The following is a 13,585-nucleotide window of genomic DNA, read 5'->3' on the forward strand; positions in this document are numbered from 1 at the left end:
GAATAGGTTTGAAATGAAAGAAACTTACGGTGTTTCAGGATTTCATTCACTCTGTAAAACGATGAATTATCATTATAAAACAGTTTTTTGTATAGACCATACAAATGGCAGAAGTTTTTTTACGGGGATGTTTTTATGGTTGATGCAACTGAGTGATCAAGCATTGTACAATGGGAGAGGGTATGGTAGAAGAATGTTTTAGCAAATAGTCTCTTTAAGTTAAGGCCATGGGTGAGCAAACGAGGCGGGATTTTCTGTTTTTGGTAACAGCTGTTGCAGGAGCAGTTGGAATGGGAGCGGTTGCGTGGCCTTTTATCCGTCAGTTGCGTCCAGATGAAGCTGTTTTGGCATCTTCCTCTGTTGAGGTTGATCTTTCTGGTATTGAAGAGGGGATGTCGGTGACGGTAAAGTGGCGAGGACAGCCTGTTGTTATTCGAAATCGTACGACAAAAGAAATTGCTGATGCGCGCGCTACTGAATTGAGTCTTCTAAAAGATCGTCAAGCGCGCAATCCTAATCTTGAAGGTGAAAAAGAAGCAACAGATTTTGCGCGTTCAGCAGGTAAAGGACGTGAAAATTGGCTTATTGTTATTAATCTTTGTACTCATCTAGGCTGTGTAACACTTGGGAAGTCGGGTAAATTTGGAGGCTGGTTGTGTCCCTGTCATGGGTCTGTTTATGATACCGCTGGAAGAGTGCGGTCAGGTCCAGCTAACTATAATTTGGCTATTCCACCTTACCAATTTCTTTCTGATACTTTGCTCAAAATAGGATAAGGTTATGACAAGGTTTCCTCCTTATTATCCTAAAAATGCTCTTGCTCGTTGGTTTGATAAGCGTTTTCCTCTTCCTCGTTTTTTTTATAATACATTTGTGATTTTTCCTGTTCCGCGTAATCTTAATTACTTTTACACATTTGGCGGTATTTTGACCATTATGCTTTTATCACAGCTCTTGACTGGTATTGTCTTGGCTATGCATTATGTTCCAGATATTCATTTGGCTTTTGAAACTAGTGAACGATTTCGGCGTGAAGGGCAGTTTGGTTGGCTTTTTCGTCCATGGCATTCTGTAGGCTCTTCGTTTTTTTTTATTGCTGTTTATATCCATTTGGCACGTGGACTTTATTATGGTTCTTATAAAAATATGCGAGAAATGGTGTGGGTTACAGGTATTTTTATTTATATCATCATGATGGCAATAGCATTTTTTGGTTATGTGCTTGTTTGGGGGATGATGTCTATTTCAGCGGCTTCAGTGATTGCAGGGCTTTTAAAAACAATACCTTTGGTGGGGACATGGTTACATGAGACACTTCTGGGTGATTATGGCGTAGGACAACCAACGTTGAATCGTTTTTATGTTTTCCATTATGTTTTATCATTTGTTTTGCTTCTTTTTGTGGGGCTGCATATTTGGGCAATCCATTGTGTCGGGCAAGGTAATCCAACGGGTCTTGCTATACAATCAGATAAGGAAACGGTTCCATTTGCACCTTATGCGCTTATCAAAGATATTTTTGCTATTACTGTTTTTCTGATCTTCTTTGCCTGGTTTTTGTTTTATATGCCCGATTATATGGGGCAGGCTGAAAATTATAATGTGGCAGATCCTTTAAAAGCACCTCTTCGTGTGGTTCCAGAATGGTATTTTTTGCCTTTTTATGCGATACTTCGCGTTATAACTTTTGATATTGGTATTTTCCCTTCAACTTTTGTGGGCTTTGTTTTATTCGTCAGTTCGATTTGCATTTTAATTTTTGTGCCATGGTTAGACCGCTCTAAAATATGTTCAGCAAGATATCGACCTGTTTATAAAATTTTCTTTTGGGCGTTGGTTATTGATGTCGTTTTCCTTGGTTGGTTGGGGTCAAGAGAAATAAATGACAAAATCCTTTTATGGACGCAATTGGCTACGGTTTATTATTTTATATTCTTTTTGGTTATTTTGCCGACTTTGCCAGCCTTTGAAAAAAAATGTTCTCTTCCTTCTTCAATTATGCAAGATTTGAAACAGAAAAAAAAGAGACTATGGTAAATGTTTTTGTCGGATTGATTGTTATCGTTGCTATGAGCTTTTCTGCTCAGAGTTTAGCGAGAGATACCTCTGATCAGGAGGAGGAATTTACTTCTTTTCCTTTAAGGATTCCTAAAAAACAAGAATGGAGTTTTTCAGGTCCATTTGGGCTTTATGATAAGGCGCAATTGAAGCGTGGATTAAAGGTTTATAAACAAGTTTGTTCCAGCTGCCATGGGCTAAAATATGTGGCTTTTCGCAATTTAAAAGCTCTTGGGTATGATCAAGAACAGATTAAAGCTTTGGCGGGGCAATATGAAGTGCGCGATGGTCCTAATCGAGAAGGAAAATTTTTTAAACGTGCTGGGGTTGCAACGGATTATTTCCCTTCTCCCTTTGCACATGAAGAAGAAGCAAGATTTATTTTGAATAGTGCTTATCCTCCAGATTTGTCATTGATGGCACGTGCACGTGGTGTATCTTTGCCGTTTCCTGCTTTAATTACTGATGTATTATCTCATTATGATACAGCGGGTCCAGATTATATTACAGCTCTTTTAACAGGATATCAGAAGGCGCCAGAAAATATGAAAATTGCTGAGGGTTATTGGTATAATCCTTATTTTATTGCCGGTAATTCTTTAACTATGGCTCCTCCTTTGAGTGATGGTATGGTTGCTTATGAAGATGGAACCCCAGAAATCATTGAACATTACGCGCGCGATGTTTCTGCTTTTTTGATGTGGGCTGCCGATCCTCATATGGAAATTCGTAAAAAAACTGGTTTTCGTGTTATTTTATTTTTAATCGTTTTTGCAGGGCTTGTTTATATTTTAAAAAATCGTATTTGGTGTGGTTTAGAAGAAGAGTTAGAGAAAGAAACAAAAGACGAAATAAAGAGAAAATGATAAAGCGACAAGGCTTGAAAGAGCATAGAGTATAAAGAGCATAAGGAACAAATCTGTTTATGATGCATTGAGGTTTTATAAAGTAAAAGCAAAGTAAAAACGGAGATGTTAAAATGAAAAAAATTGCATGTACTACTCTTATGTCAATTTTGATGGTTTCTAGTACTTACGCCCAGTCTTTTGAAGTGCCTTCAAAACCTGAAATGATCTCTTCGACGGGTATTGTACAGGTGGGGGTAGATAAGTCTGTGCGTTATGTGACACCTTTAGCAACGGATTTTGTTGCTTCCAGCCTTATAGGCGCCAATGTATATAATATAGAAGATGAAAATATTGGTGAAGTGAAAGATATTATTTTACGTGAAAATAATATTGCAGGGTTTGTTGTTGCTGTTGGTGGTTTTCTTGGCATAGGTGAGAGTTATGTGGTCGTTTCTCCAGAAACAATCCAGATGACAAATGATTATGGTAAATGGAAACTCATTACAAATGCGACAAAGGATTCTTTAAAGGACGCTCCAACATTTAAATACGAAGGGCGTTGGACGCGCTAATTTTATATTCCCATTCTTTAATGGATAAAACTGTTGCTATCATAATAATATGCTAGCAACATTTTTTTGTTCAAAAAATTCTTGGGAGCTTTTGCGACAAGATTCCAAGGCCTATTACAAAGTTTTCAAGATAAACTATTAAGACAGAGTGAAGATTTAAGTATTATGTTTAAATAACATGACATCGCCATCTTGCACAATGTATTCTTTTCCTTCATCGCGGGCTTTTCCTGCTTCTTTTGCACCGCTTTCTCCACCCAGAGCAATATAGTCATTGTAGCTGATGGTTTGGGCACGAATGAAACCGCGCTCAAAATCTGAGTGAATAACGCCAGCTGCTTGGGGAGCTTTTGTACCACGCGTAATTGTCCATGCTCGTGTTTCCTTAGGCCCACAGGTGAAGTAAGTAATGAGATCAAGTAAATGGTAACCAGCACGAATAAGGCGATTTAAACTTGGTTCAAAGAGTCCTAGAGCATTGAGATATTCTGATGCTTCAGCATCACTCAGTTGTGTGATTTCCGCTTCGATAGAAGCAGAAATGATAATGCTTTGCGCATTTTGCTCTGTTGCCATTTTTTCAACTGTTTGGGTAAAGCTATTTCCATGAGCGGCGTCATTTTCGCTTACGTTACAAACATAAAGTACAGGCTTGGAGGTTAAAAGATTTAAACTCTTAAGAATGTGGTGTTCATCGGAAGAGATATCTTTGAGTAATAACCGGACAGGGTTTCCCTGTTGCAGTATGTTTAATGCTTTTTCCATAATGGGTAAAATTGTGAGAGCTTTTTTGTCTTTTCCGGTTGCACGTTTACGGATTTGTACGATTCGTCGCTCAAGGCTCTCAAGATCGGCAAGCATGAGTTCTGTTTCAACGGTTGTGGCATCAGAAACAGGATCAATACGTCCTTCTACATGGGTAATATCTTCATTTTGAAAACAGCGTAAAACGTGAACAATGGCATCGACTTCGCGAATATTGGCTAAAAATTTGTTTCCTAAACCTTCGCCTTTTGAAGCTCCTCGTACAAGCCCCGCAATATCGACGAAGTTAATGCGTGTAGGAATTATTTCTTTTGAACCAGCGATTGATGCAATTTTTTCCATTCGTAAATCTGGAACGGCAACTTCACCGGTATTGGGTTCAATGGTACAAAAAGGATAATTGGCAGCCTGTGCAGTGGCTGTTTTTGTTAATGCATTAAAAAGAGTTGATTTCCCAACATTAGGTAATCCGACAATACCGCATTTAAAGCCCATGAGAGTCTTTCTTTTCTTTTGATTTTATAGTCAAGATAGCTTCTTTTTTATAGCATATTTTCAGAAGAGTTATAGTCTTTGTGTTGCGATAAGTGAGAAAAAAGTCTAAAGTAACAGATAATCTGCTTTTTTACCTTAGTTCTTCTTATCTTAATGCTCTCCTTAGTCTCAAGGATAAGAAAACTTCGAATTAATGTTAATAATGTGCTAAGTTTTTCATGGTATGCAAATCTGCATAAATAATTAATCGGAGAAAATAGAAGAGTGTTATCTCGTTGTGCCTTTTTAATTGCAGCACTTTTGGCTTTAGCTGGATGTGCTACACATCAGTCAGATATGTCATCGGTTCCTTTTCAACAAGTTCGATACATTCCACCAGAAATACAGGCTTTGTATGGTCCTGTAACGAATGAAACCTATTTGTTACCTGCTGTTGATCTTGCGACAATTGATCCAAAGTTTTGGCGACAAGAAGTGATTTATTATACATCTTATCCACCTGGAACATTGGTTGTAGATACGCAAGAGTGTTTTCTTTACCTTATTGGTGAAAATGGAAAGGCTTTACGTTATGGGATTGGGGTCGGTAAGGAAGGTTTAGCATTTGAAGGTGAAGGGGTTGTACAGCGCAAGCGTCGGTGGCCAAATTGGGCTCCTACTGCAGCTATGATGGCTCGAGAACCAGAACGTTATGGTCATCTTGGGAAAGGAATGCCACCAGGACCCGATAATCCATTAGGTGCGCGGGCACTTTATTTGTTCAAAAATGGGAAAGATACACTTTTCCGTATTCATGGCTCACACGAATCGTGGTCAATTGGGCGTGCTATTTCAAGTGGGTGTATTCGTTTGCTTAATCAAGATATTATTGATCTTTATGATCGTGTTCCCGTTGGTTCGCGTGTTGTGGTCTTACAAAACAATAGGAGTATTCCTACAGTTTATAGTCAACAATCAAATGGCTATGATCCGCTACAGTCGACCATTCAGCCAAATGAATTTTTTTAATTTGGGGGAGAATATTGGAGAGAGCCGTTTGAGTATTTTGGTTTGCTGTTCAATCTTCTCTTTCTCTCAAAAGAGAATATAAGCCTTTCTTTTTCAAAAGTGTCTACAAGCTTGTATTCTTATTTTTTTCTATCTTCTCAGGTTGCCAACAGATTTTGCCTTTGAGAAAGTGTATAAGAGGCATTTTTTTCTTTTTTCAAGAGTTCTTATTCATATGCTTCACGCGACTGTGATACGCAAGTCAATGGTTTTGATTGTTTTTTATCGTTTGTGAAATTTCATTCATAAAGAGGGATTTATCATCTTTTATAAGGAGAGCGATATTTTTTGCAATTGTCTCTAAGAGAGGGGATAACCACTCTTGATCAGATTTGGCAAAATTTCCCAGAACATGTTGATGAACAAGTTCTTTGCTTCCAGGATGACCAATTCCTATGCGTATACGACAATAGTTAGTACCACAATGGGCATCAATAGACTTAATACCATTATGCCCATTATTTCCTCCACCAATTTTTATACGAACTTTTCCTGGTGACAGGTCTAACTCATCATAAATGATGATCAAATTCTTCAGATCTAATTTATAAAATCGCAAAGCTTCACCGATAGCTTGACCAGAGAGATTCATGAAAGTTTGCGGTTTTATAAGAAAAATTTTCTCATTATTTATGAAACCATTAGAGATTTCTGCTTGAAACTTCTTCGACCATGGAGAAAAAGAGAAGGACTGATAGATGGCATCAACAGCCATAAAACCGATATTATGGCGGTTATTTTGATATTGTAAACCAGGATTGCCAAGACCAGCAATAAGCCACATGTGTATCTTCAGTCAAAGTATGAGTAAGGGTAATGTCTCATAAATTAAGGCGGAAAAAATTCCCGCCTTTTGAGTTTTATGAAGTTTGCGTGTCTTCTTCTTCATCTTCTTGTTCAGAAGTTTCATCACTGACATCCATGCCAGCAGGAGCTGCAATGGTTGCAATGGTAAAATCTCGATCTTGGATGATGGGAGTCACATCTTTTGGCAGTTGCACTGCTGAAATGTGAATAGAGTCACCAATAGAGTAGCTGGCGAGATCAATTTCAATAGCTTCAGGAATAGCACTTGCTGGAGCCGTACATTCAATTTCGTGCCGAACAATATTGAGGACACCACCCTTTTTAAGTCCAGGTGCTGTATCTTCATTGAGGAAGTGGACAGGAATATTCACTTCTACAACGGATTTTGCTGAAATGCGTAAGAAATCTACATGGAGGGGAAAGTCACGCACGGGATCTAATTGATAATCTTTTGGCAAAACCATAATTTTTTGCTTGTCAAGAATAATCGTTGCAATGGTGGTACGAAAGCCACCGGCATGAATTTTGTAGAAAATTTCTTTATAGGGAACTGTTATTGCCAAAGGAGGTTGTTTTTCACCATAAATGACAGCAGGAATAAGACCGTTGCGGCGAAGTTCACGGGAGGACCCCTTACCAACCCGCTCGCGTTTTTCGGCCTTAAGAGTGTAGCTTTTGCTCATAATTTAAGTCCTTTTTACATGATTGGAGATCCTTCAAAAACAGTAATAGTTTTTGCATGGATATGAAGATATGCGCTAATCAACAGCGATCGCTCCATTCTGCGTTGCCTCCAAGGGTGTCTACACAGAAGTTTGTTCTATAATTCAAACTATTCATAGATGCAAGAGTTGTGGGAAAAATCGATGATTTCTACCGTTAAAAAGGAGGAAATGTTACAAATTACGGTGTGGATGGAGAATCAGCCAATATGCGCTGGCACTGATATGTTCAAAATCAAACACTGGAGATGTTATGAAGGTTGAGATTGCCTTGGGTGAGATGTCAGAGAGTCGTGCTTTGCATAAATCGATGCCAGCACTTCTTGATCTGGAAGAGTTATTGGCGACACGTCTTCTTGTACAAGGTAATTCCGGTTCAGGGAAATCACATCTTTTACGCCGTCTTTTGGAGCAAAGTGCTAAGTGGGTTCAGCATTGTGTAATTGATCCAGAAGGCGATTTTGTAACTTTGGCAGATAAATTTGGTCATGTTATTGTAGAGGCTCAACGTAGTGAATTAGAATTGACACGTATTGCTCATCGGATTCGCCAACATCGCGTTTCGGTGGTGTTCAACCTTGAAGGTTTAGACACCGAACAACAGATGCGCGCTGTGGGGGCTTTTCTTGGTGCACTGTTTGATGTGGAACGTAATTATTGGTATCCTATGCTTGTTGTTGTTGATGAAGCACAATTGTTTGCTCCAACTGCGGCAGGAGAGGTTTCTGATGAAGCACGTAAAATTTCGTTGAGTGCTATGACCAATCTTATGTGTCGAGGGCGCAAACGTGGTCTTGCTGGTGTCATTGCGACACAACGTCTGGCTAAGCTTGCCAAAAACGTAGCTGCTGAAGCTTCAAATTTTTTAATAGGGCGTACTTTTTTAGATATTGATATGGTGCGCGCTGCTGATCTTTTGGGAATGGAGCGCCGCCAAGCGGAAATGTTTAGAGATCTTGAGCGGGGGAATTTTATAGCTTTAGGCCCCGCTTTATCACGACGTCCCTTACCAATCATTATCGGTTCTGTTGAAACTTTGGCACGCTCTTCTAGCCCTAAATTAATGCCACTTCCAACAGAGCGGGATGATGTGCAAGAGCTCGTTTTTACTGCTTCACCAGAGGAAATTTTAAAGCCATTTAAACAAATACGAGAGCCGATGAGGGAAAAATCAATGCACGAGATGTTAGAGGAGGTAGTGCATAAAAAACAAGAGTTGTTGGAGGAAACCCCGAGTTTATTTCCTGAACTTTCTGATGTTGAGCGTGACGGCCAAGCAGAACATATTATTCGGGAAATTCTTGAGGATTCTGAGGCTTTTTATCGTTCAACAGCGGTGCTTTATCAAGATTTTTCAGTTCGTTGTCGTATCCATGGTATGTCAAAGGTTCCTTTTAATCTTTCACAATTTCGGCGTAAATTGGCTATTGCTCAGGCTTTTGTTGATGAACAAACGGCTGTCAGTGAACATTGGAAACATATTTTGCAGATATCGGAGAGTTTAGAAGAAGATGTCCAAGGAGTCTTCTTGAATGTAGCACAGGCTGCATTAGGGGGAAAGCCATGTCCATCCGATGCATTTTTAGCACGTCTTTATGGGACTCATTCTTTAAGCCGTGCACGCCGACTTTTAACCTACTTTGAAGAGCGTGGTCTTATTGTTATTCATATGCATTTTAGTGGCCAACGTATTGTTGCATTTCCTGATCTTGGTGTTGAAACAGCACCAGGAGACCCCAAGGAACCCCTTTAACCAAATAAGCTGGAAACCGATTGTTCTGCTGCTGTCCTTGCAATTGCTTCCCCAATAAGGTCGGCAATGGGCAAAACACGAATATTATGGGCTTTCTCAATAGCTTGTGTTGGCATAATTGAATCTGTAATAACCAATTCTTTCATCTCTGAATTGGTAATTCGTTCGATTGCATTACCAGAAAGAACACCGTGCGTGATATAAGCCGTGACACTATTGGCACCATGTTTAAGCAGAGCACTTGCTGCATTGCATAAAGTTCCACCTGAATCAACAATATCATCAAGCAAAAGGCAATCTTTTCCCGATACATCTCCAATGATATTCATAACCTCTGATTCACCGGGACGTTCACGACGTTTATCTACAATAGCAAGCAAACTGTTCAAACGCTTGGCGAGCGAGCGTGCGCGTACAACACCACCCACATCAGGTGAAACAACAATAACATTTTCAAGAGAATAATGCACTTTGACATCGCGAGAAATAACAGGAACAGCATAGAGATTATCCGTAGGGATATCAAAAAAACCTTGAATTTGTCCTGCATGAAGGTCCAATGTTAAAACACGATGGGCCCCTGCTTCAGTAATCAGGTTGGCAACAAGTTTTGCGGAAATGGGAGTACGCGGACCAGGTTTACGGTCTTGACGGGCATAGCCAAAATAAGGGATCACAGCTGTGATGCGACGTGCCGAAGAACGACGAAGCGCATCAATCATGATGAGTAATTCCATCAAGTGATCATTGGCTGGATAGGATGTAGATTGCAAAACAAACACGTCCTGTCCACGCACATTTTCATGTAATTCTACGAAAATCTCTTGATCAGCGAAACGTTTTACGGTGGCTTTTCCTAAGGGGATGTTCAAATAATTTGCAACATCTTCAGCTAGGCGTGGATTAGAATTTCCGCAGAAAAGTTTCATAGTAGAACCTCTGAATTATCATGGTGGGAATGCGACACGGTTTTTAATTTCTTTTTATTAAATTGCAAGAGAACAATTACAAAAGCCTTACAATTTTATCGATTATTGTTAAAGAGCTATGCGATATGTTTTCTCTTTTTCCAAAAGTTTGTTTCTTTTAGAGCAAAGTTTTTTCTCCATGCGGCAAAGAAATACGTATTGATTAAGCTTTTTGGTTATTACTTTATAAAAAAATGCTTTCAATATGGGGAATGTTTCATATTTAGGATGAATGAAGGGGAGTAAAAAAAGAGGAGTATCATCTTGCCTTCAATCATTATAACCAAACATTGAAAATGATTCAGAGCAAAAGCTATCATATTTTATGGGCTGGTAATAATTTTGTAAAAAAGCAAAGCAAAGTACAATAGGATTTATTTTTACATTTGGGTAAAAAGTTTAGTTTTGCAGTTTTGGTATTGTTTTAAAGCATAAAAGAGGATCATCTTTTATTTTTTAGCATAATAGCAGAAATTTGCCGTCCGTAATCAGGTTCGCTGCGGTGTATTGCACGGCGATAGGAGAAAAAACGCTTTTCATCCTTGTAAGTGCAAAGCTCTACACAAGAAGCATTAACGTCTGCTTCGATGAGTTGATTCATAATGAATGCCCACAGATTAAAGTAAAAGTGATTTATTTTGTCTGTTTTTATAAAATATTTTTGGTATTTGCAGTGGCAATCAATAAATTGGTCGTAAAATTCACTTGTTACTTCATAGTGACAAGGACCAATACAAGGTCCAAGGACTGCTGTTATTGATTGTCTTTTTGCTCCTTGTTTTTCCATAACAGCAATTGTTTTCTCGATAATTCCATTTAAGCTTCCGCGCCAGCCAGCATGAGTTGCAGCGATGACACCTGCTTGTGGATCAGCAAACAGAATGGGTCCGCAATCTGCTGTAAGAATGCCGATTACGAGTTCTTGTGTGGTGGTAACGAGAGCATCGGCTTTAGGAGGGGAGCCGATAAAAGCTTTATCAACGACAACGACTTCACAAGAGTGTATTTGATTGACAGTGACTAAATTTTGTATCTCAACATCAAAATAATGAGCGACTAAAGTGCGGTTTTGTGTAATATGTTCAGGGTAATCATTTGAGCTTTGGCCAACATTAAGGCTTTGGTAAAGGCTTTTTGAAACACCACCTTGACGAGTAAAAAAACCATGTTCTATCCCATGGGTTTGTAAAGTAGAAAGATTTTTTGCAAGAATGGGATGAGGGATAGATTTCATAAAAGTTCCTTATGGAGATTATTTGAAGTGAGGGTGGAAATGTTCATATTTGTCAATGAATATTTCAGATAATGATGTGCTTATTGACAAAAGCGCCGATCATCAAAATTGGGGAGGTATGGAGATGTTTTTATCACTGAAATGTAAAACTTTAAATAATTTTCCCATTTGATCTTGACCAGCGAGCCGTTCGATGTCCTGGCGGATTTTGTCTTGCAAAGGAGCACTTTTGCCAACTCCAAGCTGTTTTGCGCGCTCCAGTAGCCCCATTTTTAAAAGAAAATCTCCTTGCTCGAAGATTTCAGCAAAACAACCTTGTTCAAGGGCTATGTTTTTTAAAAAAGAAAAACCAACATGGGATGTTAAATCATGTTCACCAGGGGCATCAAAAATATCACGAAATCTATGTTTTGACAGTGCTTGCAAGGTATCGCCAAATGCAAGATCAGCAGCACCATAATCAATGAGCAAAGCAGAACCTGTCACTTGCACTAAATGGTGGCTGATTTGTTGCATGAATTGATGCCGTAAGGGGGCATATTCAAAAATTGTTCCGTCAGGCACTTTAGAACAATAGGTTTGTAGATAAGAAGAGGGAAGTTTATGCAGGGCAGCAATAAATGTGAAATCTCCATTTTGATCGATTGTAATGCGGCGTTCTCTCCATTCTCCCTTAATTTTAATATATTGGTTGATGGGGAGTGTATCGAGAAATTCATTAGCTATTAAGAAGAGTGGTTTTGAGGGGATTTGATCAAAACTTTCAATGCTATGGATTTGTTTTTGATAGGAGGAAAGGCGCTTTTTTTGTTCTTCTGCGAGCTTTTTACTTATTTCAAGGAGAAAAACTTCAGAAGATTCAAATGCTGTCGTGGATAATTTTTGAATGGTACGCAAAACATCATCCATGAGAGTTCCACGTCCTGGACCTATTTCAGCGAGGATAAAAGGGCGAGGACAACCATGAGCGTTCCAGCTTGCGAGAACCCAAATCCCAATCATTTCTCCAAATAATTGGCTTATTTCAGGTGCTGTAATGAAATCACCGGTACGTCCAAAAGGTGTTTGTGTTTGATAATAACCAAATTGAGGATCGGTAAGTGCCAACGTCATATATTGGCTAACAGTGATTGGTCCATTAAGGGCAATAATTTCTTTAATTTTTTCTTTTAGATTGGCCATTTTCTGTCGATTTATATTTAAAGGCATGGAGAAGAAGATAAAACCCTAAAAGAAGCATGGGAAGAGATAAAGCCATGCCATAGGTAAAACCAGTAGAATGGAAAAGAGTTGAAAACCATTCTGGATCTTCTTGAGGCGCACGGTAAACTTCAGAAATGCTGCGCGCTACTGCGTAGCCTATAATAAATGTTCCTGCAACAGCTCCAGGGCGCTTTAATGCTTTAAAGGCAAAAATGATAAGGCATAAGATGATGAAGAGAAGAAATCCTTCCATGAAAGCTTCGTAAAGTTGGCTTGGATGGCGCGGTAGATAGTGAGGATCGAGAGGAAAACAAACAGCCCAAGGACGTGTAGTAATATTGCCCCATAACTCTTGGTTAATGAAGTTGCAAATTCGTACAATGCCGATACCAATAGGAGCACCTGCAGCAATGATATCAAACATGGCTCGTATGTTAATATGATTTTTACGGGCAAACCAGATCATAGCAATGATGATGGCAACAAGCCCGCCATGAAAGGACATTCCCCCATCCCACACGGCAATGATAGCACTTGGATGGTTAAAATAGTAAATGGGATCCCATACAAGAACTTGTCCTAAACGCCCTCCGACAACAACACTTATGGCAGACCAGACAACAAAATCTCCGATCTTTTCTTTATCCATAGGAGGGTGGTCTCTATACCATAGAGATGTTTTTTTTAATAATTTTTGCGCATACCACCAAGCAAAAAGAATACCCACCACGTAACCAAGTCCATACCAATGAAGTGCTATGGGACCTAGCTGGATAATGACAGGATCAAGAAAAGACGGAAAAGCAATGGCTGGACAAGACAGATTATTCATGAATTAAGCATCTTACATTATACGAGATGAATATGAAGTGACTCTAATGGTCAGAAATGACAGATGAATGCGCAATGGTCAAGTCAGTAGGGAGGCTAGTCAGAAAGGGGGATAGATTTCCACTGGTTTATCGCGGTAAAAAAATATGGTGATAAAAGAAATATTAAAAAATCTTTAAAAAATCGTCATGAAAAATCTGCACAGTATGTAAAATATAGGGTAAAAGGAACAAATTACAGTATCTAAATGTTATGAGAATACGCTATAATGCGTGCGTCAAT

The 13,585-nt window shown here is 39.1% G+C and carries 13 protein-coding genes; 6 read left to right on the plus strand and 7 right to left on the minus strand.

The features are described from left to right. The first annotated feature begins 227 nt into the window (after positions 1-227). From petA to U736_RS0103570, 4 genes are all read left to right on the plus strand, one after another. A complete protein-coding gene (petA, locus tag U736_RS0103555; protein WP_012754879.1) occupies positions 228-776 on the plus strand; it encodes a ubiquinol-cytochrome c reductase iron-sulfur subunit in 549 nt (182 codons plus the stop codon). A gap of 4 nt (positions 777-780) precedes the next feature. Further along, positions 781-2,037, plus strand: a complete 1,257-nt coding sequence (locus U736_RS0103560; RefSeq protein WP_012754880.1) for a cytochrome b — start codon at positions 781-783, stop codon at positions 2,035-2,037. Next, on the plus strand, positions 2,031-2,924 hold the full coding sequence (locus U736_RS0103565; RefSeq protein ID WP_026500306.1) for a cytochrome c1: 894 nt from the start codon (positions 2,031-2,033) through the stop codon (positions 2,922-2,924). The genes U736_RS0103560 and U736_RS0103565 overlap by 7 nt, the downstream gene beginning before the upstream one ends. A gap of 113 nt (positions 2,925-3,037) precedes the next feature. Continuing rightward, positions 3,038-3,478, plus strand: a complete 441-nt coding sequence (locus U736_RS0103570; RefSeq protein WP_012754882.1) for a PRC-barrel domain-containing protein — start codon at positions 3,038-3,040, stop codon at positions 3,476-3,478. A gap of 156 nt (positions 3,479-3,634) precedes the next feature. On the opposite strand, the gene ychF is transcribed toward U736_RS0103570, so the two are convergent. Further along, positions 3,635-4,738: a redox-regulated ATPase YchF gene (ychF, locus tag U736_RS0103575; RefSeq protein ID WP_026500307.1), complete on the minus strand. Its 1,104-nt coding sequence runs from the start codon at positions 4,736-4,738 to the stop codon at positions 3,635-3,637. Between the two features lie 264 nt (positions 4,739-5,002). Between ychF and U736_RS0103580 the strand changes: the two genes are divergently transcribed. Then, on the plus strand, positions 5,003-5,746 hold the full coding sequence (locus U736_RS0103580; protein ID WP_012754884.1) for a L,D-transpeptidase: 744 nt from the start codon (positions 5,003-5,005) through the stop codon (positions 5,744-5,746). A 241-nt stretch (positions 5,747-5,987) separates the two neighbouring features. Here the strand turns inward: U736_RS0103580 and pth are convergent, their stop codons facing one another. After that, the gene (pth, locus tag U736_RS0103585; RefSeq protein WP_012754885.1) at positions 5,988-6,569 is read right to left on the minus strand and encodes an aminoacyl-tRNA hydrolase; all 582 of its coding nucleotides are present in this window, start codon (positions 6,567-6,569) and stop codon (positions 5,988-5,990) included. Between the two features lie 76 nt (positions 6,570-6,645). Further along, positions 6,646-7,275, minus strand: coding sequence for a 50S ribosomal protein L25/general stress protein Ctc (locus U736_RS0103590; protein WP_012754886.1), 630 nt, complete (start codon positions 7,273-7,275; stop codon positions 6,646-6,648). 292 nt (positions 7,276-7,567) lie between these two features. Here U736_RS0103590 and U736_RS0103600 point away from each other — a divergent pair, with 292 nt between their 5' ends. After that, positions 7,568-9,067, plus strand: a complete 1,500-nt coding sequence (locus tag U736_RS0103600) for an ATP-binding protein (RefSeq protein ID WP_026500308.1) — start codon at positions 7,568-7,570, stop codon at positions 9,065-9,067. Here the strand turns inward: U736_RS0103600 and U736_RS0103605 are convergent. The 4 genes from U736_RS0103605 to lgt form a co-directional block, all read right to left on the minus strand. Further along, positions 9,064-9,996 carry a ribose-phosphate pyrophosphokinase gene (locus U736_RS0103605; protein ID WP_012754888.1) on the minus strand — a complete coding sequence of 311 codons (933 nt, stop codon included), beginning with the start codon at positions 9,994-9,996 and terminating at the stop codon, positions 9,064-9,066. The two genes, U736_RS0103600 and U736_RS0103605, sit on opposite strands and share 4 nt — an antisense overlap. 481 nt (positions 9,997-10,477) lie before the next feature. After that, a complete protein-coding gene (gene pgeF, locus U736_RS0103610) occupies positions 10,478-11,269 on the minus strand; it encodes a peptidoglycan editing factor PgeF (RefSeq protein WP_026500309.1) in 792 nt (263 codons plus the stop codon). A gap of 102 nt (positions 11,270-11,371) precedes the next feature. Next, positions 11,372-12,451 carry a class I SAM-dependent methyltransferase gene (locus U736_RS0103615; RefSeq protein WP_012754890.1) on the minus strand — a complete coding sequence of 360 codons (1,080 nt, stop codon included), beginning with the start codon at positions 12,449-12,451 and terminating at the stop codon, positions 11,372-11,374. After that, a complete protein-coding gene (gene lgt / locus U736_RS0103620; protein WP_012754891.1) occupies positions 12,426-13,304 on the minus strand; it encodes a prolipoprotein diacylglyceryl transferase in 879 nt (292 codons plus the stop codon). Before lgt ends, U736_RS0103615 begins: the two co-directional genes overlap by 26 nt. Between the last annotated feature and the right edge of the window lie 281 nt (positions 13,305-13,585).

It is taken from the genome of Bartonella grahamii ATCC 700132, from assembly GCF_000518085.1.
GTDB classification, from domain to species: Bacteria; Pseudomonadota; Alphaproteobacteria; order Rhizobiales; family Rhizobiaceae; genus Bartonella; species Bartonella grahamii.

Excerpts from the sequence above, each read along its gene's own strand:
- U736_RS0103590 (WP_012754886.1), bottom strand. The coding sequence starts at position 7,275 with ATGAGCAAAAGCTACACTCTTAAGGCCGAAAAACGCGAGCGGGTTGGT.
- U736_RS0103615 (WP_012754890.1), bottom strand. The coding sequence starts at position 12,451 with ATGGCCAATCTAAAAGAAAAAATTAAAGAAATTATTGCCCTTAATGGA.
- pgeF (WP_026500309.1), bottom strand. The coding sequence starts at position 11,269 with ATGAAATCTATCCCTCATCCCATTCTTGCAAAAAATCTTTCTACTTTA.
- pth (WP_012754885.1), bottom strand. The coding sequence starts at position 6,569 with ATGTGGCTTATTGCTGGTCTTGGCAATCCTGGTTTACAATATCAAAAT.
- petA (WP_012754879.1), top strand. The coding sequence starts at position 228 with ATGGGTGAGCAAACGAGGCGGGATTTTCTGTTTTTGGTAACAGCTGTT.
- U736_RS0103605 (WP_012754888.1), bottom strand. The coding sequence starts at position 9,996 with ATGAAACTTTTCTGCGGAAATTCTAATCCACGCCTAGCTGAAGATGTT.
- lgt (WP_012754891.1), bottom strand. The coding sequence starts at position 13,304 with ATGAATAATCTGTCTTGTCCAGCCATTGCTTTTCCGTCTTTTCTTGAT.
- U736_RS0103565 (WP_026500306.1), top strand. The coding sequence starts at position 2,031 with ATGGTAAATGTTTTTGTCGGATTGATTGTTATCGTTGCTATGAGCTTT.
- U736_RS0103570 (WP_012754882.1), top strand. The coding sequence starts at position 3,038 with ATGAAAAAAATTGCATGTACTACTCTTATGTCAATTTTGATGGTTTCT.
- U736_RS0103560 (WP_012754880.1), top strand. The coding sequence starts at position 781 with ATGACAAGGTTTCCTCCTTATTATCCTAAAAATGCTCTTGCTCGTTGG.
- ychF (WP_026500307.1), bottom strand. The coding sequence starts at position 4,738 with ATGGGCTTTAAATGCGGTATTGTCGGATTACCTAATGTTGGGAAATCA.
- U736_RS0103600 (WP_026500308.1), top strand. The coding sequence starts at position 7,568 with ATGAAGGTTGAGATTGCCTTGGGTGAGATGTCAGAGAGTCGTGCTTTG.